This window comes from Ochrobactrum quorumnocens (assembly GCF_002278035.1).
Taxonomy (GTDB): domain Bacteria; phylum Pseudomonadota; class Alphaproteobacteria; order Rhizobiales; family Rhizobiaceae; genus Brucella; species Brucella quorumnocens.
Genome location: NZ_CP022603.1, coordinates 1,633,312 through 1,658,601, shown reverse-complemented (window position 1 = coordinate 1,658,601; position 25,290 = coordinate 1,633,312). Strand labels below are relative to the sequence as shown.

Here is a 25,290-nt window from a genome sequence, read left to right as displayed (position 1 = left end):
GCCGCCATATTCATCAGACAAGTCAAGGCGGGGTTTGGTAAGTTTTGCCCATGTTGGATGCTGCCGATCTGCCTGACGATATTGCTGAACTTAAAGCGATGCTGATCGCAGCAACAGCGCTCGGTCTTCGTAAAGATGATCGGATTGCGCGGCTAGAGAAACTGGTTGCAGCCTTCAAACAGGCCGCTTTTGGGCGCAAGTCAGAGAAGATTAATCCTGAGCAGTTTGATCTGGCACTGGAAGATCTGGAAACAGCTATAGCGGCGATCCATGCAGAAGATGAAGCTGATACATCTTCAGATAAACGAGCATCCAAGCCACGTGTCGTTAATCGAGGTTCTCTTCCAAAACACCTGCCGCGTATTGACGAAGTGATTGAGCCGGAAAGCCTGATCTGCGCCTGCGGTGGTTGCCTGCATTGTATTGGCGAAGATGTTTCTGAACGACTGGATATGATCCCTGCGCAGTTCCGTGTCATTGTTACCCATCGTCCTAAATATGCATGTCGCGCCTGCACTGATGGTGTTGTGCAAGCGCCAGCTCCAGCCCGATTGATACCAGCAGGTTTGCCGACAGAAGCCACAGTCGCGCATGTGCTGGTTTCCAAATATGCCGACCATCTGCCGCTTTATCGCCAGGCCCAGATTATGGGCCGTCAGGGCATCGACATAGATCGCTCCACGCTCGCAGACTGGGTGGGACGGACGGCCTTCGAATTGCGCCCTGTCTTTGATGCGCTGATTGCTAACCTCAAACGTTCTCACAAACTCTTCATGGATGAGACACGTGCCCCTGTGCTTGATCCGGGATCAGGAAAGACCAAAACAGGTTACTTCTGGGCTTTGGCGCGTGATGACCGACCATGGGGCGGCAATGCCCCGCCTGGCGTTGCTTTCACTTATACGCCGGGGCGGTCTGGCCAATATGCGGAACAAATATTGCAAGGCTTCACCGGCATCCTGCAAGTGGATGGCTATGCAGGCTACAATCGGCTTATCGCGCCAGATCGCATCGGTCCAGATATACGACTGGCTTACTGCTGGGCTCATGCGCGTCGCAAGCTTATTGAGATTACCCGCACGGTCTCGTCCCCAGTTGCCGAAGAAGGGGTAAAACGGATTGGTGAACTCTATAAGATCGAAACTGAGCTTCGCGGTCTCACCCCAGAAGATCGGCTCGCAGTACGCGAGGCCCAGTCAAGACCACTGATCCTCGATATGGAAACATGGCTTGCTCATCACCGCGCACACGTGTCGGCAAAGGCGCCATTAGGCGAAGCGTTGAAATACATCGCCAAATACTGGAATGGCCTCTGCCTGTTCCTGTCTGACGGCCGTGTCGAGTTAGATAACAACAGTGTCGAAAGAACGATCCGGCCAATTGCATTGAGCAGAAAAAATGCATTATTTGCAGGTCATGAAGCAGGCGCTCATAACTGGGCTACGATCGCCTCACTGATCGAAACGTGCAAAATCAATTCAGTCGATCCGCAAAAGTGGTTGACCAGCACACTCACAGCAATCGTCAATGGACATAAACAGAGCGAAATTGAACAACTGTTGCCATGGAATTATCTCGACAAGGTGTGATTGCAATACCGCACAATATACCGGGATGGCTGGTAAAACGAAACGAAGGACATACCAGAGGCAAAAGTAATGACCAGAGAAGAAATCCTTAGCTACTCTCAAGCAGTTTGCGATGGGCTTCGCGAGGATGAAGACGGGGTGAGACGTGAGGTTCTGACCCACGCAGGAAATAGGTGGTCGCTTGGCGTCATTCACACCCTGGGCGTTTACGGCAGGCTTCGGCACGCAGATATTGGAAGACGAATGCATGGCGTCACCCAACGGATGCTAACTCGCACTCTGCGCCAACTCGAAAGAGACGGCCTCGTCACGCGCTACGATCTCGTAGAGATGCCGCCGCGGGTAGAATACGAACTAACAGAATTGGGAATGGGTCTTCTCGTTCGTATGATTCCGCTGTGGACATGGGTCGTCGAAAACTCGGAGGAGTTTCGAAAGTCCCGCGAGGGCTTTGATTCCCGTCTGCCAGAAAAGCCGTCCTGGCAGACGCCTTGGAAATCCTGACACAGACGCCGCCGCTCCGTGATTGCCATAGAAATTGGTACGCCCTGCTGAAGATGGAGTCTCTGACAACGCTTGACGGGGGAAAGCGAGATTATAGCGCTCCCCCATCGCACCTTTAAGTCCCGTTACTTGGCCGTCAGGTTCGCGTTGATCCAATCGGAAACATCAGTAACTTTGATGCCTTCACGCACGTTGAAAGTGTCGGCCTTGTCCCATGCCATGCCACGCCCGATGCCAAAGGCTGCACGATACTTGCGCATCATGTTTTGGGGATCGTTTGCCAGTTCTTCCATAAGGACCGGAACAGTCCATTCGGACCGGTTGAAGGGCCGGTTTAATCCCGCCTCCAGCTTGTCAGCAAGCTCGCCATAGGTGACGGTATCGCCCGCCAGGAAGACGATCTCGTTGCTGATAGTTGGCTCGTAGAACACGACTTCAGCAGTGAGCACGCCGATGTCGTCAGGTGTCGTCAATGTAACGGCGGTGTCAAAGCTGCCGAGGGCTTTGACCGCGCTCTTTTCCAGATCAACGACACCGAACTCCGGCTCGAACAGATAGCTCATGAACATGCCGGTGGAGATAATGACCCATTCGGTATTGTCCTGCGAGCGTAAGAGTTCACGGACATCAAGTTGCGCGTCGAAAATGTCTTGTGGGCCACCTCGACCGATTGCTTCGAAATCAACACCGAACTGCCACGGAAAATAACGCGGAATTCCTGACTGCAAAGCGGCCCTTGCCAGCTTCATCGGGGTGTTGATCCCAGCCGCATAACCCGTGCAGCCAATTACGGTGTCATACTGCGAGAACAGAGATGCCAACTCGTCAACCGAGCTCTTCACCAAATCGCCCACGACTATCTCAATCCCCAAATCGCGAATTTCAGCGATGTCGCGCTGCTTGGCTGGTGAGTCAGACTCTACGGCGCTGGCGCGCAACAAGACGCTTATCGTTGCGCCGTCAATGTCCTTTGCGCGACGGGCCAGATTGCGCAGGACCGGCATGCCGAGTTCTCCAGCGCCCAGCACGAGGATATTCCGGGACTTCACGTTGGAAGCTGTTTGATTCATAGTTTTCAATCCTTCAAAAATTCAATGTCGCCACTACTTGGCAAGGTGCGAGCACGAAGAAAAGAAGGCACACGGATGATACTGCAGCAAAACTGAGGGCGGGTAAGGACGAAACGGCTCGGCGGATGTGATGTCCGCTGTTGGCGCTTTTAAGCGATCAAACTCACGGTGGCAGTTATCGGAACAGCCTGTCGCGCTTAGTTAATGTGATAGGGAAACACCGCTTTCCCTCCGTCTACCTTGGCTCGCGAATAATCGATAGCCTTGGCTCCTGCGTCACCAATGGCCTCCCATAGTGAACAGAATGTCTTCGCTGCTCGGATCTGGGCAACGCTCAGATGACCACGCGCCGCCATGCTGGAAATTGCACTTTCCTTCGCATTCATAGCTGCAGTGATCTTTTTCGGGTTATCCGTACTTACCTTGTGCGCACGACTTTAGAACGGATTGTCGGCATTGATGAATACGATTTCCTCTTTCGGTTGCCACTGTTTGGCTTTTGCCTGAGCTTGTTCCAGCAACTTCAACTTCCGACGCTCTGTTTTGGTCTTCGCCGCCATGCCTGTTTCCTCATCGCCTGGGGTTATGCTTAGATGCGCTTTACGTTCACAACGAAGTTGCCAACCTCGTCGCCACAGGTAGTCACGCCGTGAAGTTCGATTTCGGCGCGATCTCCCACTTGCAGGTTTGAATGCAGAGCGCAGCACAGGGAGATTGATGCAATGGTCATCGGGGTTGACTTCTCATCCTTCTGAGACGCTATCTCGACAAGCTTATCGTTTACGTCACTGATAAAGCAGGACATGCAATCATCGTCACGATGAAACATACTTGGAAGGCTTTGAAGGACCGCTTCGGGGATCGTGATGGCGAAAGCATCACAAAGGAAGATTGCAGAGCGCACACTGCCGAGCGTCACAAAAAAGGAATCGCAGACGGCACAATTCACACTGAGCCGGGCCATCTGCGAATGGTGCTTGTCTGGGGAGAAAAGAATGGGCTGATCGCCAAAGCCCCGCCTGTTGAGCGCCCGAAGAAGCCAGAGCCAAAAAACAGGTATATGACGCGGGAAGAAGCACGGAAGATGCTGGCGGAGGCAAGAACCCCTCACCTGCGCTTAGCGTTTCACCTCATGCTTGCGACTGCTGCGCGCGTCACAGCGATTCTCGAATTGACGTGGGATCGTGTGGATTTGGAACGGAAGCTGATCTATCTGCGCGATCCAAGCGACGCGGCCCGTCGCAAAGGTCGAGCAATTGTGCCAATAAACACAACGTTGCTGGCCGTTCTAAAAGAAGCCAGAACGGGCGCGATGACTGACTATGTGGTCGACTGGGCCGGACAGCCGGTAAAGAGCCTAAAGAAAGGAATTGCCACAGCCGCAGACAAGGCCGGGTTAGATGGAATATCAGCGCATGTTTTCCGACACACCGCCGCTGTCTGGATGATTGAAGCAGGCGTCCCGATGGAAGAAGTGTCTCAGTACCTGGGCCACAAAAACTCTGCTATAACCAGTCGAGTGTACGCCCGATATTCGCCTACCCATTTGCGTAAAGCTGCCGAGGCTTTGGATATGGGAATATACGTAGTTCCCTCCGGTTCAAGTGAACCTGCCAAGGAGAACACAAAATGAACATGGGTGCGGAGAGGGCTAATATTTAGCTCTCCCTTACCCGTATTCCCTGCTTTTCCGGTAGGGGATATATATTGACATTGTAGGGGTCACAGGTTCAATCCCTGTTACGCCCACCATTCGATCACCTGATACATAAGACTTTTTTACATGGTCGGCATCGGGACAATTCTGCTAAATTTCCTCGCTTGGGTGCGCCTTGGGTGCAAATAGCGGTTTCAGTGTGTGTTTTTGAAGTTTTTCAATGACTGAATCAGTCGCCCGCATTGCGTCAGCGAGATACTCAGGATCAAACGCTTCATAGGCATCTGCGGTTCTGGCTTCGTCATGACCAAGCCAAACATCGCGTTGTTCCTTATCCACGCGTGGCTTTTCGCGGCGAACCATTGTAGCCATGAAATGACGAATTGTGGCTTGAGTAAACTGTTGTAGCTCGCAATATTCAGCGTGACGTTTGAACGTCCGTTTCATCGTCGTGACAGGCCGACCATTCCACATCATTGGTGCGCCGATAGCGTCAGGTGATCTTTTCTCCGGCTCCGTATCCTCTTCGGCTTTCCATTTATCAAGCCACCCATGCAGGTTCTCTGTTAGCCGTATCTTCGGCCGATATTTATTGGTTTGTCGGCGCACAAGCGGATTAAGTTCAACAACCCCAAACCGCCTATTGACCCCCTCTGGCGTATCCCGGAAATCAATATTGGTTTCAGGGCGAGCCCATGTGTTGAGCGATAAGATCACGAATCGGAAGAGGTTCTCTTGCGGCTTTCCAATCTTATTGATGAAGCGGCCAAACTCTTCAAAGGTTGGAATCCAGTCAAGAGGGCGAGGTTCGGGTAGATTGAGAAACTCGGCCACCATCTTCGCTTGTGTCACAACGTCAGGCGCGTTATCAAGCAGCTGCACTTCATGCTCGTTGCCGAACTTATCTTTTACCACCAGAAGTTTTTTGCCAATCTGAAATGCAGCCGATGCCACCGACAAATTCCGAGCAATATATGCTGGGCTGTGTCCGAACTTTTCACGGCTCCACTGCATAAACTCTCGCTGCCTTATTGGACCAAAAGACGCAACATTGGCAGTCGGAAGCATTTTTTCAGACAAAAACTCTCTCAAGAGCGAGATGGCATGAAAAACCTGTTCCCCTGATGGCTTGGCCTTAGCGCTGTTCTCGTAATAATGATCAAGAGCAGCGAGTATCATCACGCGTTCGGGCGAACGTCCAGTTTCTGCCTGGAGTGTTCCGACGAGTTCGATAAGCTCGGTTCAATCAAAGGTAGATTCATCGTATCGTTGAATGATCGTCCGGAAGTTCGCGAAGTATTCTCAAGTTTCCGGATTTGTGAAGTGCCGCTGACCTACACGATTGCTGGTGGAGAAGGAAAATCCGTATCGGAAGTGATTATTATGGATCACAAAGAGCCATCGGTTATAAACTTACCGTAACGGAAATGTACCCAGACAAGCCAGTCGGGATACGGCGCAATCGATGTTTTTGCTTTGCTGATAGCTAATTTTGTTCTTGTAATTTATTTAGCTTATTGCTAATATCTATTCATGAAACAGATCAGCTATTCCCGCGAAGCAACTACGACCTTGATAAAGATGCCACCCAACACGGCGAAGCTGATCCGGTCGAAAATCGAACAGTACTCCAACGATCCTACTAGCCTGACTAATAACCTTAAAACGCTTAAGGGCGGGGAAGGCTTGATGCGCCTGCGGGTCGGTGACTGGCGCATCATCTTCACGGAAGATGGCTACATTCTAGAGATTATAAAGATAGCGCCGCGTGGCGGCGCTTACGAATAAGGGAGAACGGAAATGAACGTTCAAATCATCAATACACCACAGGGGGAGGAAATGGCAGTCCTTCCCAAGGCCGACTATGACAAGCTGCTCGAAGCTTTTGAAGATCGCGAAGACATTGAAGCTGGTCGCAAGTTCCGCGCAAAACTGTCCGCTGGCGACGAAGAATTGATCCCGTCCGAGTACGTCAACCGCATGATCGACGGCGAGAACAAAATTAAGGTTTGGCGTGACTTTCGCGGAATGAGCGCTAAAGCACTCGCCGACGCTGCCGGTATGAGCGCGCCCTACCTCTCGCAAATTGAAAGCGGCGCTCGCGAAGGCTCGCTCGATGCTTTGAAAAAGCTTGCAGAAGCGCTCAGGGTCACAATAGACGAGCTAGTCTGACTGGGGTAATCACCAGATTGAGAGCTCTTGTCGGTTCAGAATAGCAACTTCAAATTATAGAAGGGCAGAGCTTTACGCTCTGCCCTCGCCAAACGACGACGGACTGGAGGTCAGATCATCCAGAGTGAACATCGCATCAATGCCGGAAAGCTTCCTGATCTCACCAAATCCGATCATGAAACAGATTTTTACTTCATTCCTGCCGACACGCCGGATGCAGCCATAGCGCGATTGGTGGAAATCGTAAAAGAACGTATCCCCCGCCGGTTCGGCGTCGATCCAATGCGCGATATTCAGGTGCTCTGCCCAATGAACCGGGGTGGCGTCGGTGCTCGTTCGCTCAACATCGAACTTCAAAAGACCTTAAACCCGCATGGCGAGCCACGTGTGGAAAAATTCGGTATGACCTTCGCCGTAGGTGACAAGGTGATGCAAATTGAAAACGATTATGACAAGGAGGTCTATAACGGCGACATCGGCTATGTCGAAGGCATCGACATTGACGCAGGCGAAATGATCATAGGGTTCGACGAGCGCTCTATCTCCTACCTGTTCGGTGAGCTTGATCAGATTGTTTTGGCCTACGCGACGACGATCCACAAATCACAGGGATCGGAATATCCAGTCGTCGTGATCCCGGTTCTCACCCAACACTACGCCATGCTCCAACGAAACCTGATTTATACTGGTGTCACGCGTGGAAAACGTCTCGTTATCCTGCTCGGACAGAAAAAGGCCATTGCCATGGCTGTGAGGAATACAGCCGGAAGGCGGCGTTGGTCAAAGCTGAGAGAATGGCTCACGTGAGCGGTCTGGTTAGACGACTGCCTTACGTTGACTTTCGTCATTAGTCCGTCACCAACAGGGTACTGCTTTTTCAACCCTGTTTCACAATCGTCCAAAAGCCGGACTTACGGCCATGAAGCTTTTGCAAGTCAGCACGGTAATCAGAATGTGAAATAACGCCGTTGATAGCCGTGGCTTCTGTATCCGACTTTGGTGCCAAACCATCAAGCTTCTTGAGGTAACGTGCCGCATGTGGATAAGCTTTCGAACGGGCCCGTGCGAGAATATCGTCAAGAAGTGCGCGGTAAAGGATCGCAGCCGCTAATGGATAATCGTGCTGTAAAGAATCCGCTACCGGCGGCAGCATATAATATTGGTGGCCGTCCCATTCATCCTGATGCTCGATGATCAACTGTGCAGCAAGGTCAAGCCTTGGCCATTCCATTAAAAACGACAGCGCATTGTAGATGTGCTTTGATGACACCGCATGTGAAAAGGCGCGGTCGAGGACGGAAAATTCCTCGAAATCAGGCAACACAGCCACATATTCCTTCAATATTGCTGTATCGAGCGACGTCTTGAACGCAGACCACCGCAAAGACTGCGCGGCTTCCTTGTCGTCGAGAGCTTCCAATATTTTCGCCTCAAGGCTCGTTCTCTGAGAGGCTGTTGGATCTCGTGGCAGCCAGCCGTCGGCCAAATCGGCAGCATCCATATACCTTACGCCCGGATTATTCGGACGCCTGATCCAGTTGAGCGCCTCCTTTGCCCTGCCAGCTTCGAGAAGGCGTCCAGCGATGCCGACCGTATCCTGCGAATTCGGATGCTTCTTTTCCTCAAGAGCAATCAATCCGTCGAGATCGCCAAGTCCGTCGGCCACAAGTTGCCTGACATCGCGATATTGAGAAGCATTGGAAAAGATGTACCGGTCTGTTGATTTGGCATCTTTCGCTTCCTGCTCCCGCTGCATCACCGCCAAATCGGCATCCCATTTTCGTAACGTTACTTCCGGCAGGTGTTCAACCACCTGTTGCGCCACGTTGACCAGATAGCCATGGCTGCTTTTGCCCAGCGCCAACATGATTCTGCCCGGCAAAAGAGATGCTTCGTCCTCATTTAGCTTTTTCGTAAGTTCACCAAGCGCCGCAATGGACAGATAATAGACATTCTGAATATGTCCGGAAGAGTCGTCCACCCGCTCGAATACCTGTTCATGTGTGGCGATGAAACGTAACAGGCGGTCAATAGCCATGTGAGGAGCGGCTTCGCCCAGTTCGCCTGAAATTGTTGCTACTGTCGCTGTCAGGTCATCACGAAATGGCCGTACCTTTTCCCATTCAATGAAACTGCGCGCCTTTTCTAGCGCACCAAGCCGCCTGTCAACGATTTTGGCGACGGCCTCCGGGCCTTTCTGCCCTGCAAGCGCGGCAGACACCAATTTGCGAAATGCGCTGTTACCCAGGGCTTCGTCCAACACCAGTCGCGCAAGCTTCTCAGTCCCAAGTTCGGCTAATGTCTCCACCGAAAGTGCGGGTTTGCGTGCCATGACAATACTTCCAGCTGAAAATGAATGTGATCCGATCCACTTTTGCCAGAAGCTAACTGGTCAAGACAAGTCATTTTGACCGGACGATTGAAAGCCAGCGGCTACAGCGCCAAACGTTCCCTGATTTTGCGAGCCAATAGAGGTCTCAGAAGTGTGCTCGTGCTACTGGAAGTGCTTCTTTTCAATAGTTTAGGTTAGGTAGTTCCCCTTTACTGGGAGGAACCCCTTTAAACAAATAACTTCGCCGATTATCTGGGGTGCTGCGCCCCGCAGGCTACGCAAGACATATACGGTCCCTTAACGTTTCTCGATGCATCGCATTTGCCCTAGCTGTGGAGCGTCAACAGGTTGTCTGGATTAAGCCCGAGGCGACTGATTGGTGTTTTTGACTTTAGCCCACCATGAGGTCGATGCCAATTGTACATATGGGTCCAGTTTGGCAGAGATGCTTTGCGGATATCTGAGGATGAATATGCGCGAGCATATGCCCACTCCCGTAATGCGGTCTGAATGAAACGCTCGGCCTTACCGTTGGTTTTTGGGGTATAGAGTTTTGTGCGGATGTGCTTGAGGTTGAGTGCCTTGCACGCTTTTGCAAAATCCTTGGCTTTGTAGCAGGAGCCGTAGCACCTACGGAAGGAAGAACTGGAGCCACCGAGGAAACGATGCGAGCAGCACGTAAGGATGAAAGGAGCTTGCTCAATGGCTAAACGTTGGCCGAGTTTCATAACCAAAGATCTAGGTGACACGCTTGAAGACGAAGCAGAACTGCATCGCCGCTGGGAGACGTACGATCAGGAAATGAAAGCCCTTATCACAGCCGGTGGCGTGCATCAGGATGTTGATGGCTGGTGGGTAGATGATGCCACTGGAAAACTGATTGGGCCTGATCCTGAAATGGAGCGTCCGCTTACAACGGAGGAGCTTTCTCAGGCAAAGCCATTCAAAGAAGTTTTTCCAGAAATGGCTGAAAAAATCGAGCGTGAGATTGCCGCTCGCGGTAGGCCTCGCTTGGAACGAACCAAGACGCCAGTTACGATCCGTCTTGATCCAGATGTTGTCGAGCGTTTCAAGGCCACTGGTAAAGGCTGGCAGGGGCGTATGAATGATGCTCTGCGGAAGGCAGTCGGGCTCTAGGCAGGACACTTATCGGGTAGGGGGAAGCATGAACATTGATATAGGACATACCACATCTGGCAACATGATTTCCTTGCCGCTTAAACTTGCCAACCGTCATGGCCTAATTGCTGGGGCCACCGGCACCGGTCAGACCGTGACGATGCAGGCGATGAATGAACAATTCTCGCGTGCTGGCGTGCCAGTGTTTGCAGCCGATATCAAAGGCGATCTTTCTGGAATCGCGGCTGAAGGCCAGCCAGGCGCTATTGCTGATCGCTATGCCGAAATGGCTGGGACATTTAACCCCGACGCCTGCCCGGTTCAATTCTGGGATATCTACGGCAATCAGGGCGCACCGATCCGCACATCTGTGCAGGAAATGGGCACTCAGCTGCTGGCGACAATGCTGCAATTGAACCAGACATAGGCTGGAGCTCTTGAAATAGCCTTCCGGATGTTGATTGCCGCTGAGAACTGATGGAGGGGGTGCGGACGAAAACTTGGACTATCAAGGAGGTCGTTCATGTATGCCTACGAAGATCGGATGCGAGCAGTTGCGCCTTCCACAACCTTGCCCCACGTACTGCCGCCACGAGCGTCATCCATAAGCTTTTGGGCAAGCCAGTCTCGCAACGACGAGTTATATGCCCGCAGTTCGTCCATGATGTACGTTTCAAAAAGAAAAAACCGCCCGTAGGCGGCTGTACTGAATATTGATCGGATTTTCGGTTATCGTAAAATCGGGGGAGGACGCTAGTTCCAGCGCCACAAGAACGCATCGTCTTAGACAGCCTAGGCGGGTCGATGAAGGCTGCTTTAATCGGCCCTGTAGCTGATAACTGTCCGCTCAATGTTCCGAGACACCCTGATGCCCCATAAGGTAGTGAGCCTACGCCGGGTTTTCCGTACAAAGCGCAATGATTCTCGTTTAATGCGCGCCATAGCTCCCACTTTCTTGCTTTTCGCAATCGAAGCTACTTTCCGTCCATTTTCCATGCCACTCGCTAAATACCCAGCTTGTGGAGTAGCTCCATTAATCAGAATTATGTCTTGTATAGCGATTGCTGGCTGTATCTGCCAAAGCGAGAAATCATTGACTGTAGGGTCAAACAGATAATCATCAATAGGTGTCAAACCGGCCACGTAGTTTTGTAGCGCTTTACGTGCGGCAGCTTTGCTGATCACATAAGCACCTGAGCCCCAATGCTTGAAGGCGAGTCGGGCCAGCTTCCGATCGTTGTCTAGATTAAACGCCTTTGTCGCAACGATAGTAGGCTCATTCACTGTTTCCAACTTGATAATATCAGCCCCTGTGGGAATCCACGCTGTTGAATTTATGAAAATGCCAGCATCGCTGGATAAATGTAAGTCATCCTCCATCACGACTGCGTATTCGTCCGCGCTTTCAACAATTCTCCTAAAAATTGCTATGTGCGACTCCGCGCAAGCAATCTCACCCACGGTCATGGGCTTGCCCTGCTCGCGTTGAGCTCGATACTTTTCAATCTGATCATCAGTAAATAAGCGGCCGTCAATAGCGCCAAGACGTTCAAAATCAATGGATTGCAGTTTTAAAATTCTCGCCATGCGCTCCATACGTTCTGGCGCGCGATCAAGATTGACAATATAGCATTTCATAATGCTTTGACCTTTTATACCTTCTCCGTTCATTGTCACGTATCAAGTTTTAGTGCAATTGAGGTTTCATGTCCGTCCCTGTTCTTCTTTATCATCAGATAGCAGCATTGCCTCAGAGAAAGGCCCCTTATCAGGGTCTATTCGTCCACCCAGATAGCTTTCGGCGGCAAATGTTATGCCTCAAATATCTTGGTTATAAGGGGCTATCCGTTCGTGATGCTTGGCCGTACTTGCGCGGCGAGGAGCAAGGCAAAGTTGTGGTTATCACATTTGATGACGGCTTCGTGAACACACTCGATAACGCCGCTCCGGTTCTCGCGGATTGCGGATTCACTGCGACAAACTATTTTGTGGCCAATCAGATAGGTGGTAGCAATATTTGGGATCGCAAGGAAAGGATACCGGACACGCCTTGCATGAACGTATCGCAACTGCGGGACTGGAACGCGTTAGGCCATGAAGTCGGGGCTCATACGCTCGACCATGTTCTTTTGCCTGAAACGGATAATCACGAAGCGCGGCGACAGATCACGGAATCCAAGCTCAAATTAGAGGACATACTTGGAGAGCCCGTAACGAATTTTTGTTATCCATATGGTGGCAACAACTCCATCCATCGTGAAATGGTGCGGGATGCTGGTTATAAAAGTGCGGTGACAACAGTAAGCAGGAGCTCCAAGCCCGATGATGACCTATACGGAATCCCAAGGCTGTATATCAGATATAGGCATTCAATTGCTGAGGCGTTGTTGCGAATAATTCTGAAATAAGAAAGGCCCCCATGGGGGCCTCTTTATAGCTTGGATGCAGCGCGCCAGAAGTCGTCTTTTTGTTCGTCCGACAATGACCCGTTCCATAAAGAAACCAGTCAAGTCGACGATCCGGATTGCATCTTCATTTATGATATGGCTCGCAACGTACTCGAAGAACAGATGAAGCCTCACCGGGAGGGGCAAGCCGTGGTCTATTTCGGCCAAAGACGGCAGGCCTTTAACCTTTGCCGGGTGGTTCAACACCTGGAAAGACAGAGCGACAGGCGACGAAATTCAAAGTTGCACAATCATCACCTGCGGCGCTAATGGCTTTATGGAGCGCATTCACAAGCGCATGCCTGTCATTTTCGACGAAAAGGATTGGAAGCCTTGGCTTATTGAGCCGCGCGTCGACCTATTGAAGCCCGCGAACGATGACGTTTTGCAGGCGTGGCGTGTGTCGTCCGACGTGAATTCGAGCCGATTTTATGGTGAAGACACCATGAAGGCGATTGACGACTGAATGACCTAACTGTCGCGCTTTGTCGACGGCGGCTTAAAACCGAAAGCCTTCACTGCTTTGCGCTAATTCGGCTGGCGCGCAGTTTAGGTCTTTCACTGCGCTTTTCCCTGCCTCCGCAAGCTCCACAAAACTAAACATTCCCGTTGTTGCAAGCTTAAAAGGTACTAACGCGGCGGCTGGCGTTGGAATGCGTTTTGGCTTCGGATTTCAGTTCATGCACCATCGTTCGGGCTTGCCCCACCAAAGGCGGGCAAGCTGTTCGTCCATCAAAATCAAGCCGACATCAACCACTTCGACTAAAATGCCTCAAGCGTTCGCCCGTACCTATCCGTGACCATACTGCCCTAGGATTACCCCCGCTCCATCTCAAAGCCGGACGATGAAAGCAATTCAGGCAATCGCCTCTTTGCTACCTCGCCAAACTGACGCTTTTCATCTCCGGTGCATGCCCATCTCATTGATCGGCTTCATCGTGCGCGCAATCTCGTGGTACGCCGTGGCCAACACATACGCCATCTGGTTTCGTAATAGTCCATGCTCTCGACCTGCCTCAATCAAGAGGCGGGTATCGCCAAGGTGCATATTCAGTGTGTTTTCCTGAAATTAGATACGACTAAGCGCCACCGAATGATGGGCAGTGACAGTGTGTTTTCCTGAGATTGTGAGATGATTTACCTGCGCATCATCCCGAGCCCCTCAGCTTGCAAACCCTGGTGCGCATACCCCGGTCGGCCCTCGCTTGCCGGGGTTTTTAAATTGTCTTGCATTATGATTGTGAGATGATCACTTTGCGCATCGTCCGTCTTCTGATCTCCACCGGTGCGCCACCCGGTTCGGTCTAACAACCTGTCGGGGCTTTTGTTTGCCTGGTTAAAGGTGTAGGGCAAATGGGCGTAAAGCCAACAATCTAACGCGACTGGAGGCCAGCGTAGCCCAGACTTTCTGAGAGGTCAGTCGAGGTTTCTTAGAGAGCCAGCAACTCAGCGGCCCGCAACGCTAGGAATTGCTTACAAGTTCTGACGGCATTCAAACACCGGCAACCTTCGGTCTCCTCCCGGCAATCGGCTTGAGGCACTCAAAGGGGATCGTCAGGGACAGCATTCAATCAGAATTAACGACCAGTGGCGCGTTTGCTTCGTTTGGACAGACGCAGGCGCTGAACAGGTCGAGATTGTTGATTATCACTGATCCTCGGTTGGACACCTATAGGAGGTTCCTATGACACTCAGTATTTTACCCCCGGTTCATCCTGGTGAAATCCTTCGTGAAGAATATCTCGTGCCGCTTAATATGAGTGCCGGAGCACTCGCCAAAGAACTGAATGTTCCGCGCACTCGTATCGAGCGTTTGGCTAAAGAATACACCTCTTTGACGCCTGATACTGCATTGCGCCTTGCCAAATTCTTTCGTACTACGCCGGAGTTTTGGATGAACATGCAAGCAAGCTATGACCTTAAGACGGAAGCTGCCGCGATTAAGGATGAACTTGCAGAAATACATGAGCTTGAAGCTGCTTGAGGACTGCCCCGCTCCGGTAGGGACTTTCATGCCGCCCAACCTCTTATCTTGGCTTCCTTCATTGAGCAGTCGCTTTTGCAATTTGCGTACTGCGTAAAGCGGCTTTATTTTCAGCTATCTCTTAAATTAATTGGAACAAAGAGCCGCCCACTGCGTTATTGCGCGCGGAGACATGCGCCTGAATATTGCTCAAGCATATGATCCTTTCTGAGGCGGAGTGAATTTCCTTAATGTTCCAAAAAACGATGTCAGGACGGTATTGGCGATTGAAGTCGGCAACCGCTCCTCACCATAATCGGATTGATTTATTGTGCAGCGATCTGGCCATGCTCGGATCGGAAGCTTCATACAAAAGCTATTTGCAAGCCACTCTCGCAAGCTGTTTGCTTCTGGAATCGATGCTGGAAACAAGCCATATCGAAGCGCTGGTACCAGATTGGAATGAACGCAAGCTCGAACCAACCTTAGCCTGTGACATTGACGATCTCGGCGGCGACCTCATTTCAGATGTACTGCGCTTCAAGCGGACAACCGAGCCCGTCGATTTGCCGTCTATTATCGGAACGTTTTATGCGCTGGAGGCTTCCGCCATCCGCGCTCAGGAACGTGCGGATCAAGTGATAAAACTCGGCTTTAACGGAGAGTTCGGTGCACGGCATCTTGCCAGACAAATCAACAATTTACGATCATGGCATCAGACACTTAAGCTAATCGACATCACGCCTTTCGATGACGACGATGAAGAGCGTTGCACTTTTGCAGCCATCGCCGCATTCGGTGCCTTTGAGTACAATTATCAGAAGGTTTTCAACCATGTCGCTAGACAGCCCGCTTGATCAGACTGCCTGCGACCGCGAACCAATACACATACCCGGATCTATTCAACCTCATGGCATGCTACTGGTTGCGAAACTGACCAGTGGCCAGATCGTCGGCGGTGCCGGACATCTCGAAAACTATTTCGGCGAGGCTTGGCCCGGTCAGCACATCGATTATCTGTTGCAGTTTGACGTGCTGGCTATGGCTGCAGAAGCTCCAAGAGCTGATGAAATCATTCTTGGCAAACTCATCATTGGTGATGAAGCCTTTGATCTGCTCGGCCATATTCTGAATGAATATCTGCTCGTTGAAATCGAACCGGCATTGCGGTCGTTCGTGACACCCGAGCAATCGCTTTCAGGCCTTGAAACGGTCGCCCATCAGTTTGAGGCGGCACCGGATGTCCGGACCCTCCTTCAGAAATCTGTCGTGGCTTTCAGCAAACTGACAGGCTTTGACCGTGTTATGATCTATCAATTTCTTGAAGATGGCTCGGGCGTGGTCTTGGCTGAAGACGGCAATGACAACTATCCGACATTTCTCAATCATCATTTTCCAGCAAGCGATATACCCAAACAGGCACGCGCGCTTTATTTGCGCAATCGTGTGCGTGTCATACCGGATTCCTCATACATATCTGCCCCGCTAAGATGGTATGAGGACGAGCCACAACAGCCGCTTGATCTGAGCGATGTCGCATTGCGCAGCGTCTCTCCCATTCACCTGCAATATCTTCAGAATATGGGAGTGGCTGCGAGTGCATCGGTTTCGATCATCAAGGATGGGGTTCTTTGGGGGCTGATTGCCTGCCACAACGCAACGCCACTCGCCATGCCCTTTGCGACCCGCGCTGCTGCACGTGCACTGGCTGCAAGCCTTGCCCGACAGATCAAGTCGAAAGACGAGGCTGAGAACGCTCGTGAGCGTCTCAGACTTCGCTCGCATGAAGACCGGCTGGTCGAAGCGCTGCTAATAAAAGCACCATTGGAGGAACGCTTCACCGAAACCGCTGAGATCCTGCGCCAGACGATGCTCGCAGATGGCTTTGCTGTTGTTTCAAACGACAAGCTGATCGCAAAATCTGGAACGTCGCCGAACATTTCCGATCTTCGTACCATCCTCGGCATAATGCAGAACAAGTTCAAGGATGGGCTTTTCCATTCTCATGAATTTGGTCGTCAGAAAGAACTTCCCGCGCATATCATACCGCTTGCCAGCGGCATTGCAGTGCTCAAGCTGCATCTGGATGAGGATGTGTTTCTCGTCTGGTCGCGCGCTGAAAAAGTGCAGATCGTTGAATGGGCCGGAAACCCGCATAAGGATATATCCAGTTCCGCCTCTGCACCATTGACGCCACGCGCATCATTTGAAGCATGGTCAGAAGAGGTGCGCGGTCGGTCGCGCTACTGGAACTTCAACAAGGTTGACGCGATGCAGCGGATCGGCCGCGTCATTCATGAAGCCTATCAACGCCGCCGGATCGACAGACTGAACCGCGAATTGCAGAGAACTCTGGAGCGACAGGACAAACTTCTGGAACAGAAAGATTTTCTGATGAAGGAAATCAATCATCGGGTGCAGAACAGCCTTCAGCTTGTCTCGACATTTCTCGGCATGCAGATGCGCGAAACCGACGACCCGTTGATCGTGCAGTATCTCACCGATGCACGCAGCCGTATCGCTGCCGTGGCGCTCGTGCACCGCCGTCTTTATTCCGACAGCTATGTCGGATCGGTCGATCTTGCCCGTTATCTCGATGAACTATCCCACGAACTCTTTCTGTCGATGGGCGAGGAATGGCGCAGCCACCATACCAGCAAGCTTTCACATGTCCTGATCAATGCCGACCGAGCGATCAATATCGGACTGGTCTATTCGGAGCTCGTCACCAATGCCAATAAATATGCTTATGATGGCGCTCCCGGACCAACAAGTGTAACGCTCGATCAGCATTTCAATCAAGTCCGTCTGGTGGTGGCAGATAATGGTTCGGGCAAAACACGCAACAGGACTGGCTTTGGCAGCAAAATGCTCAATGCCATTGTGCTGGGGCTTGGTGGAGAGATGGAAGAACGCGACAACAATCCGGGCCTGAAGATCGTGGTGACAGTACCTATCGAGCTTTAGATTCAAATTGCTGGAATGATCCAGCCATTTTATGTGTTGATTGCCGCGGGGACCCAATGGGCCTCTCATCCCAGAAATTCATGAGAGTGCGCCTCATGCGAAACGTCGCTCGCAAAGGTGAGATCAACGCATGGGATAATCCCGATTTTGTTGCCGCAGTAAAAGCAAAGGGCGTCAAACACTTATTATTGTCGGGACGATCACCAGTGTTAGCATGGCATTTCCCGCCATCAGTGCAGTCCATGAAAGTACAAGGTTTTCGCAGTCGTGGATGCCTCGGATACCTATTCATAGATGGCCCAGGAAATCACGTTTGCGCGAGTTGTTAAGGCGGGTGTCATCCCGATGTACACGGGGGCGGTTGCGTCTGAAATCCAAAAACTTGGCATCGGGAGGATGCTCTGGAATGGGCTAATATCTACACGTTGATATTCCCGCCCTATCAACTCCTCGTCGAAAGCTATCAGAAGGCAAAGGATGTGGCAGAGACACAGGAACCGTTGAATCCCGCGCGTGTCTAACGGGAAGGCACTTTTACAGCCACATCTCAAACGTTACTCGCGAAGGGGTCTGCATCTTTTGGGGGCGATGTTCGAGATTCCTATAACATAGCTTTCACGACTGGTGGGATGGTGCAGAAAACTGGAAATGCTGATCTATCAATAATGACTGCGTTTGGGGAAATGGCGGCGCTTATCGATGGCGCCCGGATACTGGTGTTTGGTGCTGAAGATTTTGTAGATCCTACTATTCGCATTAAACTGAAAGCTCTCGGAGCCATCAATCTAGGTCCCGTTACCAGCCCTACCAGCCACGCTTATGATGCTACGCCTATTGCATGGCGCTATTCGACCCGTCACGACTAGATTGATGGCCACGTCATTCGTCGTATGATCGCGAGTCTCACGGTCGTTTCCAACTCCCGATTATTTGCATTGTTAGATGCTTTGCTGAGCTCGAGCCATTTCCCTGTCGCCAAAAGTAATACGTTTTTTCAAACACGCCCACACCTGAGAAACAGATAAGCAATACGAACAATCCCAGCGCTGGAAATGACAATTTGCCAATAAGCTTGAAGAGTGTGCGAAATCTCGGGGTTGGAAGCTACAGCCGACTTTCTGATGATGTACGATGGCCCGTGTAAGATGGACACCGCTTACTGAAAAGCCTACTTCAAGTGTGGACGAAATCCTCTTCGGGAGGTAGATTGCATCCTGGACTTTTTCAATAAAAGCAATAACCGTCGGCCTATTCTGTGACGGGTGGGGGAAATGCAAAATGCAGACCTCAGTGTCGCCGCCGGTTGAGCGGGCGGAGCGCCCCTGTCCGACCCAAGATGAGGTCAGGGCACAGCTTGAGCGAATTCTTTCCAGCCGGGAGTTTCCCAGCGGAGGACGCGGCGCAGCCTTCCTAAAATATATCACCGAGGAAGCACTCGCTGGCCGGGCGCACCGTCTCAAAGCCTATTCTGTCGCCATCGAAGTGTTCGGCAGAAACGCGGGGTTTTCTCAGGACGATCCAGTCGTGCGGATCGAAGCCGGACGGTTGCGCCGGCACATCGAACGTTACTATCTCGTTGCCGGGCAGAACGATCCGATCCGCATTGATATCCCCAAAGGCGGCTACGTGCCGAGCTTCACCTGGAATGATGCGCCGACGGAAGTGGCCGAAAACGAGCCGAACGAAGCCCGGAATGCAGGCCGAACTTTCGCATGGCGGCGGCTCGGCTGGTCCGTGCTGGCCTTTTTCGTGGCGTTCCTCTGCGCGGGGCTTGGATATTACGCGGGCGTTCTGAGGGGGCCCGACACCGGTCGGTCCGTGGGGCAGTTTCCGCACGAGCCGATGCTGGTGATCGCCCCATTCGCGAATATGGGAGATAGCCTGCCGGCTGCACGCTATGCGGCCGGGCTGACTGAGGAGCTTCTCACCGCCCTTCCCCGCTTCAAAGAGATCACGGTCTTCGGTCGCGAGACGTCGAAGGCATTGTCTCCCGGCGTCGCAGCATCGCAGGTGCGCGACGGACTGGGCGCGCATTACCTTCTCGCAGGAGGGGTCCGCATTGCAGGGAACAAGGTCCGCGTGACGGTGCGCCTCGTCGATACCTCCAACGGATCCATCCTGTGGTCGCAGAACTACGACGACGATCTGGACACACATGAATCCTTCGCCATCCAGTCCGACGTTGCCAGCAAAGTAGCGACCGCGATCGCCCAACCATACGGCATCATCGCGAAATCATTGGCGGCCAACCCGCCACCAGACGATGTTGGCGTCCATGACTGCACGCTGCGCTTCTACGCATACCGCGAGGAGCTGAACCCGGAAGCGCATCTGGCGGCCCGCGACTGCTTGGAACGCGCGGTCACCCGTTTCCCTGCCTACGCGACGGCGTGGTCAATGCTCTCGATCATCCAACTCGATGAAGGCCGGTTCGAGTTCAATCCCCAGGGTGACAAGGGGTCCGCGATGGAGCGCGCGCTCGGTTCGGCACGCCGGGCAGTCTCGCTTGAGCCGGGTAACACGCGCGCCCTTCAGGCGCTCATGGCGGCCCTGTTCTTCAACAACGAGACGAAGGAGGCATTCGAGGTTGGCGAGGAGGCGCTCGCCACCAATCCAAACGACACGGAGTTTCTCGGCGAGCTCGGAACGCGCGTCGCGTTCTCGGGGCAATGGGAGCGTGGCGCGGAACTGCTGGATCGTGCGATCAAACTCAACCCCGGCGGAGCGGGATATTACTTCGGCACGCGTGCCCTGATCGCCTGCATGCTTGAGGATCATGACAAAGCGGTGCGGCTGATCCGCAAAGCCGACCTAAAGAAGTTTCCACTCTTCCACGGCGTGGCGGCGGTCATCTACTCTGAGGCGGGGCTGTTGGCAGAGGCGAAGCGCGAGGGCGAGGTATTCATGAAAATGCGCCCTGACTATCTGCCCAACATCGTGGCCGAAAACCGGAAGAGAAACCTGCCACCGAAGGACAGTATCCGTATAATTGAAGCGCTTCGACGCGCCGGACTGCCAGTACCAAGCGTGACGGACGTCGAAGCTGAGTTCAGGACTTCCAACGCCTCAGACGGCCTTTGAAGGCCGTATGCTACAGTAACATACGTTTATTTCCCGGCGGTTTCCGTCATTCTCCGGCGCATGAGGTGATGCCCAGACTGGTTCACCGTCAACCTCGACATCAGACGGAGCATAGTGGAATTGGCCACAACCGCATCTTCCCGCATCCGGCACCGAAAGGCAGCTCTGACGCTCGCCGTCGCAGCGACGCTTGGCATGGGATCGACAGCCTACGGTCAGGATTCCAGCGCTGATCTCGCCAAGAAGCTTTCGAACCCGATCGCGTCGCTGATCAGCGTTCCGTTCCAGTTGAACCATGATCACGGCTATGGCCCGCTTGATGGTAACAAGACAACGCTGAACATCCAACCCGTGATTCCGATCTCACTGAACGCCGACTGGAACCTGATCTCCCGCACCGTCCTGCCCTTGACCTACCAGAACGATATCGCCGGGCCATCCGGATCGCAGTTCGGTCTCGGCGACGTTGTGCAAAGTTTGTTTCTGTCGCCGTCCAAACCAACCGAGGGCGGTCTCATCTGGGGCGCAGGTCCCGTCTTCCTGATCCCGACCGCAACCGACGATCTGCTTGGTGGCGAGAAATGGGGCGCTGGGCCGACAGTTGTCGCGCTAAAGCAGGACGGCCCTTGGACCTATGGCGCACTGGCAAACCATATCTGGTCGTTCGCGGGCAACGAGGATCGCAACGATATAAGTAACACGTTCGTGCAGCCCTTTCTTTCTTACACAACGCCAACCGCATGGACGTTCGCGCTGAACACCGAATCCACATTCGACTGGAAGGCGAAGGAATGGTCGGTACCCATCAATCTGACAGTTTCCAAGCTGGTGAGGGTGAACAAGCAGCCAATCAGTGTAACCGCGGGGCTTCGATACTGGGCAGCCGCTCCAGACAACGGTCCCGAAGGGCTCGGCTTCCGTCTCGGGTTGACGTTCCTGTTTCCAAAATAGGCGCTAACGACCGCGCATCTACATCGAGAGCGATCATATCCGGCACTTGGGTCCAGTACAATCATTGTGGACCGCCGCCTGACTTATCCTGCTAACTGCGCATGCTAGCGCACTGTGAACCGAAAGGACATTCAATTGCTTACAAAACGCGATCTGCTTCGCTCAGCCGCGATGGCCGCACTCTTCGCGACGATGGCGAAGTCCACCACGGCTGTCGCACAGGACAATGCCGAATGGCCCAGACTACTGGAGGCCAGGAATATCGCCGAAGAAGGCTTCATCTACGGCCTGCCGCTCGTGATGAACTATGCGGTCATGCATGAGTTCGCCGTGGACAGGAATTCCGGGCAGTTCAAGGCGCCCTTTAACGAGATTTATAACATGCATACGGTCGCCAGTCCCGATGATACGGCGATCATCACGCCGAACAGCGACACGCCATACTCGTTCCTCTGGCTGGATTTGCGCACTGAACCAATGGTCATCTCGGTCCCCGCAGTCGAAAAGGACCGCTACTACTCGGTTCAATTGGTTGACGGCAACACCTATAACTTTGGCTATATCGGCTCGCGTGCCACGGGTAACGAACCGGGGTCCTATCTCGTGGTCGCCCCTGACTGGAAGGGAGAGAAGCCGGAGCGCATCAAACAGGTCTTCCGATCGTCCACCCCGTTCGTATTCGCCAACTTTCGGACACAGCTTATCAACGCTGAAGATATGCCGAATGTGAAGAAGGTGCAGTCCGGCTACAAGGCGCAACCGCTTTCGGCCTTCCTTGAACAAAAGGCTCCGTCTGCCGCTCCGACAATCGACTTCGCACCCGCCACAACTGCCGGTATCAAGGAGAACTTCTTCAAATATCTCGACGTGGCACTGCAGTTCGTCCCGGAGACACCAAGGGACGAAGCAATCCGTACCAAGCTTGCAAAGATCGGCATCGGTCCTGGCAAGACACTCGCGTTCAAGGATCTGTCGCTCGAACACAAAGCCGAATTGCTGATAGGCATGAAGCAGGGTGACGATAAAATTAATAAATGGCTGGCCAGTGGCAACAAGCCGATCAACGGCTGGAACGTCAGCGCGCTTCTTGGTGACGAGGCCTTCTACAATGGCGATTGGCTGATGCGGGCGGGGGCTGCCAAGGCCGGCCTCTATGGCAACGATGCCGCGGAAGCAATGTATCCCTTCACCAGAACGGATGTAAGCGGGGAACCGCTGGATGGTAGCAAGCACAAGTATACCATCACCTTCGCACCCGGCCAGTTGCCGCCGGTGCATTCGTTTTGGTCCGTGACCATGTACGACGGTAAAAGCCAGCTCCTCGTCAAGAATCCGATCAACCGCTACCTCATCAACTCTCCGATGGTTTCGGCGATGAAGAAGGACGTGGACGGCTCGCTGACGCTGTACGTCCAGAAAGACAGCCCCGGTGCAGACAAGGAGGCAAATTGGCTTCCTGCCCCGGATGGTAAAATCTATCTCGTGATGCGGCTGTATTGGCCGAAGACTACGCCACCGTCCATCTTGCCGGCGGGTGGAGGGACATGGCAGCCGCCCGGTGTAAAGCGGGTTTCATAGAAGACGCGGATTAGGCCCCTCCCTCCGTCTCAAGGACATGGATATCACGGTACGACGGTCGACGTGATCTCTACAACTTAGTGAAGGAAAGCGAAGTTCGCTCGTCGTGCTGCGTGCTCGGTCTTAAACCGGCTGCCGCGGAAAGCCTGATAAGTCGACCCTCTGCCACCAGCCGCCAGCCAGTCCGCGAAAGGAGCTGCATGCAGTGCAGGGTAGCCCCCAAGCGGGCAGCGGAGGTCCGCAACTAGGCTTCGACGTTGTTGTGAACACTGTTTGCCGATCAATCCGCTGCTCGAGGGCAAGGGCAAACAACGTGCAGACGACTGTCGTCGACAGGCGCATCACGTCCTTTGATTCGGCGTCCAGGTGATGGTCTGGGAGGCGGTTACGGACAAGACTGCCGATGATCAGCGATCATTCGGAACATGCAGATGCAGACGAGCGGGCCAAGGATGATAGAACTCATGCTGGCGCCTCCTGCTATCGCTGCTTCCTGCATGCCGGGTCGGTCGGCGTTGCTGCGCAGTTCTTGACCGCAATCTTTTGTCTTCCGCTGCCTTGTCCGGTCAGGCCGCCAACATGATCGGCGTAATTCCCCCGCGTATCTGCGTCAAGCACGGCGACTGGAGCCGTAAGAACCAGCCCCGCTGCACTGCCGGCGGCGGCCGCCACACCAGTTGTTCCGGCCAGGATGGTGTCGCCAAGACCAACCCGGCTGTCGGTGAGCGTCTGCCCTTGGGATAGCCGTGCGCCGATGAGCTGGACGACTTCCGGGGATTCGGCGAACTTGCTGTGATTGAGATTGTCGCTGACCTTGATCCTCGTCAGATCGATGACAGAAATCTTGTAGTCGGCAAGTTCAGCCTTGTAGGGCGCGCTTTCGGGATCGATAGACCCCAATCGCGGGATATCGCCCCAAACCCGCCGTGAGAATGCGAGCGCCTTATCGTCACTCGAGACGAACAGGGTGAACTTCGGATGCGGGTCGCCCATATCGTCGATCTGCGAGCGGAAGACATCGATGTCGACATCGGGAGCGGCGAGCATGACGTTCTTGAACTTCGCCGGAAGACCGTCATTGCGAATTGCCATCTGGCGGAGCGCCTCTAGTGCCAGCCAGTTGCCCATTGAGTGGGCCAGCACGTTGACTTCCTTTACCTCTTTGTCTTTAGCGAGATACTGGAAGAGCGTTTCAAGGGCGTTGCGGGTGTAGTTGGTGCTCTCGCGGTCATAACCGTAGGCGAGCAGGCTGCCGCGCGATGGCCATGTCACAAGGATCGGCGTGCTGCGGACATTGGAATCGTAGACGATCTGGGCGAACCGGTAGACGCTGTCTTCGAAGCGGTTGTTGAAGCCGTGGATGAAGACCAGGACGCTTTGGTCGGGGTTTCTTCTAACCGAGGCGTTCAGCCAGCCTTTCGCGCCATCAAGGCTGAGTTCGTCGGCCTTCAGGGTGGCGAAGTCGGTTTCCGGATTTGAAGGCAGCTTCTTTGGCCAGGCGACGTCGCCTTCCTTGCGGACTTTGGGCAGTGAGACTCTCATCTGTGCGAAGGAGGGCGTTCGGGCGCGTTCACCCGTGAACATCTCGCCGGGGACGGTCGATCGGGCGCGCGTCGTCGCGATCAGCATGTCGACGCGGCTGGACTCTGGCACGGTGTCCGCAACGGGGCTCAGTACGTCTTTCGGGTGTCCGCCGCAAGCAGCGAGTACGACAAGCACAAGGCATGGAAGAAGTCGCCGGATATGTCCGGCAGTCGACGCGTTACACAAGCAAGTCATCCCCATTAGCATTCTCACATCGATGCGCAATCAAGCGTTCCGAATGAAGACCGTAGCTATCAATGCGACAGACAGTTATGC

General features: G+C 53.3%; 26 protein-coding genes and 3 pseudogenes. 18 read left to right on the top strand and 11 right to left on the bottom strand.

All coding sequences use genetic code 11. The features are described 5' to 3' along the window. Positions 1-50 precede the first annotated feature (50 nt). A complete protein-coding gene (gene tnpC, locus CES85_RS07785; RefSeq protein WP_095445347.1) occupies positions 51-1,589 on the top strand; it encodes an IS66 family transposase in 1,539 nt (512 codons plus the stop codon). Between the two features lie 138 nt (positions 1,590-1,727). Continuing rightward, a complete protein-coding gene (locus CES85_RS07780; protein WP_244923179.1) occupies positions 1,728-2,093 on the top strand; it encodes a winged helix-turn-helix transcriptional regulator in 366 nt (121 codons plus the stop codon). 125 nt (positions 2,094-2,218) lie between these two features. On the opposite strand, the gene CES85_RS07775 is transcribed toward CES85_RS07780, so the two are convergent. From CES85_RS07775 to CES85_RS27100, 4 genes are all read right to left on the bottom strand, one after another. Beyond that, the gene (locus CES85_RS07775) at positions 2,219-3,163 is read right to left on the bottom strand and encodes an aromatic alcohol reductase (protein WP_095445345.1); all 945 of its coding nucleotides are present in this window, start codon (positions 3,161-3,163) and stop codon (positions 2,219-2,221) included. Between the two features lie 197 nt (positions 3,164-3,360). Further along, a complete protein-coding gene (locus CES85_RS07770) occupies positions 3,361-3,549 on the bottom strand; it encodes a hypothetical protein (RefSeq protein WP_095445344.1) in 189 nt (62 codons plus the stop codon). A gap of 51 nt (positions 3,550-3,600) precedes the next feature. Next, positions 3,601-3,723: a hypothetical protein gene (locus CES85_RS28095; RefSeq protein WP_280523373.1), complete on the bottom strand. Its 123-nt coding sequence runs from the start codon at positions 3,721-3,723 to the stop codon at positions 3,601-3,603. 29 nt (positions 3,724-3,752) lie between these two features. Beyond that, positions 3,753-4,127, bottom strand: a complete 375-nt coding sequence (locus CES85_RS27100) for a hypothetical protein (RefSeq protein WP_167388258.1) — start codon at positions 4,125-4,127, stop codon at positions 3,753-3,755. Positions 4,128-4,133: 6 nt separating this feature from the next. On the opposite strand from CES85_RS27100, the gene CES85_RS07765 reads away from it, so the two are divergent. After that, positions 4,134-4,796 carry a tyrosine-type recombinase/integrase gene (locus CES85_RS07765; RefSeq protein ID WP_157743428.1) on the top strand — a complete coding sequence of 221 codons (663 nt, stop codon included), beginning with the start codon at positions 4,134-4,136 and terminating at the stop codon, positions 4,794-4,796. Between the two features lie 174 nt (positions 4,797-4,970). Here CES85_RS07765 and CES85_RS07760 read toward each other — a convergent pair whose 3' ends face one another. Next, positions 4,971-5,774, bottom strand: a complete 804-nt coding sequence (locus tag CES85_RS07760) for a site-specific integrase (protein ID WP_157743427.1) — start codon at positions 5,772-5,774, stop codon at positions 4,971-4,973. A gap of 579 nt (positions 5,775-6,353) precedes the next feature. Here CES85_RS07760 and CES85_RS07755 point away from each other — a divergent pair. Together CES85_RS07755 and CES85_RS07750 are read left to right on the top strand one after the other, a co-directional pair. Beyond that, the gene (locus tag CES85_RS07755) at positions 6,354-6,608 is read left to right on the top strand and encodes a type II toxin-antitoxin system RelE family toxin (RefSeq protein WP_167388257.1); all 255 of its coding nucleotides are present in this window, start codon (positions 6,354-6,356) and stop codon (positions 6,606-6,608) included. A gap of 12 nt (positions 6,609-6,620) precedes the next feature. Continuing rightward, positions 6,621-6,992: a helix-turn-helix domain-containing protein gene (locus CES85_RS07750; RefSeq protein WP_095445341.1), complete on the top strand. Its 372-nt coding sequence runs from the start codon at positions 6,621-6,623 to the stop codon at positions 6,990-6,992. A gap of 72 nt (positions 6,993-7,064) precedes the next feature. On the opposite strand, the gene CES85_RS27760 is transcribed toward CES85_RS07750, so the two are convergent. Then, complete coding sequence (locus tag CES85_RS27760; protein ID WP_244923259.1) at positions 7,065-7,349, bottom strand: hypothetical protein; 285 nt, start codon at positions 7,347-7,349, stop codon at positions 7,065-7,067. On the opposite strand from CES85_RS27760, the gene CES85_RS07745 reads away from it, so the two are divergent. Continuing rightward, positions 7,275-7,799, top strand: a complete 525-nt coding sequence (locus CES85_RS07745) for an ATP-dependent DNA helicase (protein ID WP_342352142.1) — start codon at positions 7,275-7,277, stop codon at positions 7,797-7,799. The two genes, CES85_RS27760 and CES85_RS07745, sit on opposite strands and share 75 nt — an antisense overlap. A gap of 70 nt (positions 7,800-7,869) precedes the next feature. On the opposite strand, the gene CES85_RS07740 is transcribed toward CES85_RS07745, so the two are convergent. Together CES85_RS07740 and CES85_RS07735 are read right to left on the bottom strand one after the other, a co-directional pair. Then, positions 7,870-9,324, bottom strand: a complete 1,455-nt coding sequence (locus tag CES85_RS07740; RefSeq protein ID WP_095445339.1) for a DUF6880 family protein — start codon at positions 9,322-9,324, stop codon at positions 7,870-7,872. Positions 9,325-9,650: 326 nt separating this feature from the next. After that, positions 9,651-9,947, bottom strand: a pseudogene (locus CES85_RS07735) (integrase core domain-containing protein); the annotation flags it as partial. A gap of 274 nt (positions 9,948-10,221) precedes the next feature. Here CES85_RS07735 and CES85_RS27755 point away from each other — a divergent pair. Continuing rightward, a complete protein-coding gene (locus CES85_RS27755; protein ID WP_244923249.1) occupies positions 10,222-10,461 on the top strand; it encodes a BrnA antitoxin family protein in 240 nt (79 codons plus the stop codon). A gap of 28 nt (positions 10,462-10,489) precedes the next feature. After that, complete coding sequence (locus tag CES85_RS07725; RefSeq protein WP_095445337.1) at positions 10,490-10,870, top strand: helicase HerA-like domain-containing protein; 381 nt, start codon at positions 10,490-10,492, stop codon at positions 10,868-10,870. Between the two features lie 104 nt (positions 10,871-10,974). On the opposite strand, the gene CES85_RS28090 is transcribed toward CES85_RS07725, so the two are convergent. After that, positions 10,975-11,106 carry a hypothetical protein gene (locus CES85_RS28090; RefSeq protein ID WP_280523372.1) on the bottom strand — a complete coding sequence of 44 codons (132 nt, stop codon included), beginning with the start codon at positions 11,104-11,106 and terminating at the stop codon, positions 10,975-10,977. 153 nt (positions 11,107-11,259) lie between these two features. After that, on the bottom strand, positions 11,260-12,114 hold the full coding sequence (locus CES85_RS07720; protein ID WP_095445336.1) for a glycosyltransferase family 25 protein: 855 nt from the start codon (positions 12,112-12,114) through the stop codon (positions 11,260-11,262). Positions 12,115-12,149: 35 nt separating this feature from the next. Here CES85_RS07720 and CES85_RS07715 point away from each other — a divergent pair, with 35 nt between their 5' ends. The 10 genes and pseudogenes from CES85_RS07715 to CES85_RS07665 all read left to right on the top strand — a co-directional run bounded on the left by CES85_RS07715 (position 12,150) and on the right by CES85_RS07665 (position 23,430). Continuing rightward, the gene (locus CES85_RS07715; RefSeq protein WP_095445335.1) at positions 12,150-12,851 is read left to right on the top strand and encodes a polysaccharide deacetylase family protein; all 702 of its coding nucleotides are present in this window, start codon (positions 12,150-12,152) and stop codon (positions 12,849-12,851) included. A gap of 193 nt (positions 12,852-13,044) precedes the next feature. Continuing rightward, positions 13,045-13,356: pseudogene (locus CES85_RS07710) on the top strand (SOS response-associated peptidase family protein); the annotation flags it as partial. Positions 13,357-14,394: 1,038 nt separating this feature from the next. Beyond that, positions 14,395-14,544 (top strand): annotated as a pseudogene (locus CES85_RS07705) (type II toxin-antitoxin system RelE/ParE family toxin); the annotation flags it as partial. Positions 14,545-14,574: 30 nt separating this feature from the next. Continuing rightward, positions 14,575-14,874 carry a HigA family addiction module antitoxin gene (locus CES85_RS07700; protein WP_095445333.1) on the top strand — a complete coding sequence of 100 codons (300 nt, stop codon included), beginning with the start codon at positions 14,575-14,577 and terminating at the stop codon, positions 14,872-14,874. A 308-nt stretch (positions 14,875-15,182) separates the two neighbouring features. Next, positions 15,183-15,710, top strand: coding sequence for a heme oxygenase-like domain-containing protein (locus CES85_RS07695; RefSeq protein ID WP_157743426.1), 528 nt, complete (start codon positions 15,183-15,185; stop codon positions 15,708-15,710). Further along, on the top strand, positions 15,688-17,820 hold the full coding sequence (locus tag CES85_RS07690) for a histidine kinase dimerization/phosphoacceptor domain -containing protein (RefSeq protein WP_208636266.1): 2,133 nt from the start codon (positions 15,688-15,690) through the stop codon (positions 17,818-17,820). The genes CES85_RS07695 and CES85_RS07690 overlap by 23 nt, the downstream gene beginning before the upstream one ends. A gap of 665 nt (positions 17,821-18,485) precedes the next feature. After that, complete coding sequence (locus CES85_RS07680) at positions 18,486-18,686, top strand: hypothetical protein (RefSeq protein ID WP_095445330.1); 201 nt, start codon at positions 18,486-18,488, stop codon at positions 18,684-18,686. 412 nt (positions 18,687-19,098) lie between these two features. Next, positions 19,099-20,901: an adenylate cyclase gene (locus tag CES85_RS07675; RefSeq protein WP_095445329.1), complete on the top strand. Its 1,803-nt coding sequence runs from the start codon at positions 19,099-19,101 to the stop codon at positions 20,899-20,901. A 195-nt stretch (positions 20,902-21,096) separates the two neighbouring features. Further along, positions 21,097-21,852, top strand: a complete 756-nt coding sequence (locus CES85_RS07670; RefSeq protein ID WP_167388281.1) for a transporter — start codon at positions 21,097-21,099, stop codon at positions 21,850-21,852. Between the two features lie 135 nt (positions 21,853-21,987). Continuing rightward, positions 21,988-23,430 carry a DUF1254 domain-containing protein gene (locus CES85_RS07665; RefSeq protein WP_095445328.1) on the top strand — a complete coding sequence of 481 codons (1,443 nt, stop codon included), beginning with the start codon at positions 21,988-21,990 and terminating at the stop codon, positions 23,428-23,430. Between the two features lie 480 nt (positions 23,431-23,910). Here the strand turns inward: CES85_RS07665 and CES85_RS07655 are convergent, their stop codons facing one another. Continuing rightward, positions 23,911-25,215 (bottom strand): alpha/beta hydrolase, encoded by a 1,305-nt coding sequence (locus CES85_RS07655; protein WP_244923248.1) that lies wholly within the window; start codon positions 25,213-25,215, stop codon positions 23,911-23,913. Between the last annotated feature and the right edge of the window lie 75 nt (positions 25,216-25,290).

Coding starts and splice junctions, on each gene's coding strand:
- tnpC (WP_095445347.1), top strand. CDS start 51: ATGTTGGATGCTGCCGATCTGCCTGACGATATTGCTGAACTTAAAGCG.
- CES85_RS07775 (WP_095445345.1), bottom strand. CDS start 3,163: ATGAATCAAACAGCTTCCAACGTGAAGTCCCGGAATATCCTCGTGCTG.
- CES85_RS07770 (WP_095445344.1), bottom strand. CDS start 3,549: ATGAATGCGAAGGAAAGTGCAATTTCCAGCATGGCGGCGCGTGGTCAT.
- CES85_RS28095 (WP_280523373.1), bottom strand. CDS start 3,723: ATGGCGGCGAAGACCAAAACAGAGCGTCGGAAGTTGAAGTTGCTGGAA.
- CES85_RS27100 (WP_167388258.1), bottom strand. CDS start 4,127: ATGGCCCGGCTCAGTGTGAATTGTGCCGTCTGCGATTCCTTTTTTGTG.
- CES85_RS07765 (WP_157743428.1), top strand. CDS start 4,134: ATGGTGCTTGTCTGGGGAGAAAAGAATGGGCTGATCGCCAAAGCCCCG.
- CES85_RS07755 (WP_167388257.1), top strand. CDS start 6,354: ATGAAACAGATCAGCTATTCCCGCGAAGCAACTACGACCTTGATAAAG.
- CES85_RS07750 (WP_095445341.1), top strand. CDS start 6,621: ATGAACGTTCAAATCATCAATACACCACAGGGGGAGGAAATGGCAGTC.
- CES85_RS07745 (WP_342352142.1), top strand. CDS start 7,275: ATGCGCGATATTCAGGTGCTCTGCCCAATGAACCGGGGTGGCGTCGGT.
- CES85_RS07740 (WP_095445339.1), bottom strand. CDS start 9,324: ATGGCACGCAAACCCGCACTTTCGGTGGAGACATTAGCCGAACTTGGG.
- CES85_RS27755 (WP_244923249.1), top strand. CDS start 10,222: ATGGAGCGTCCGCTTACAACGGAGGAGCTTTCTCAGGCAAAGCCATTC.
- CES85_RS07725 (WP_095445337.1), top strand. CDS start 10,490: ATGAACATTGATATAGGACATACCACATCTGGCAACATGATTTCCTTG.
- CES85_RS28090 (WP_280523372.1), bottom strand. CDS start 11,106: ATGGACGAACTGCGGGCATATAACTCGTCGTTGCGAGACTGGCTTGCC.
- CES85_RS07720 (WP_095445336.1), bottom strand. CDS start 12,114: ATGAACGGAGAAGGTATAAAAGGTCAAAGCATTATGAAATGCTATATT.
- CES85_RS07715 (WP_095445335.1), top strand. CDS start 12,150: ATGTCCGTCCCTGTTCTTCTTTATCATCAGATAGCAGCATTGCCTCAG.
- CES85_RS07700 (WP_095445333.1), top strand. CDS start 14,575: ATGACACTCAGTATTTTACCCCCGGTTCATCCTGGTGAAATCCTTCGT.
- CES85_RS07690 (WP_208636266.1), top strand. CDS start 15,688: ATGTCGCTAGACAGCCCGCTTGATCAGACTGCCTGCGACCGCGAACCA.
- CES85_RS07680 (WP_095445330.1), top strand. CDS start 18,486: ATGACTGCGTTTGGGGAAATGGCGGCGCTTATCGATGGCGCCCGGATA.
- CES85_RS07675 (WP_095445329.1), top strand. CDS start 19,099: ATGCAGACCTCAGTGTCGCCGCCGGTTGAGCGGGCGGAGCGCCCCTGT.
- CES85_RS07670 (WP_167388281.1), top strand. CDS start 21,097: ATGGGATCGACAGCCTACGGTCAGGATTCCAGCGCTGATCTCGCCAAG.
- CES85_RS07655 (WP_244923248.1), bottom strand. CDS start 25,215: ATGGGGATGACTTGCTTGTGTAACGCGTCGACTGCCGGACATATCCGG.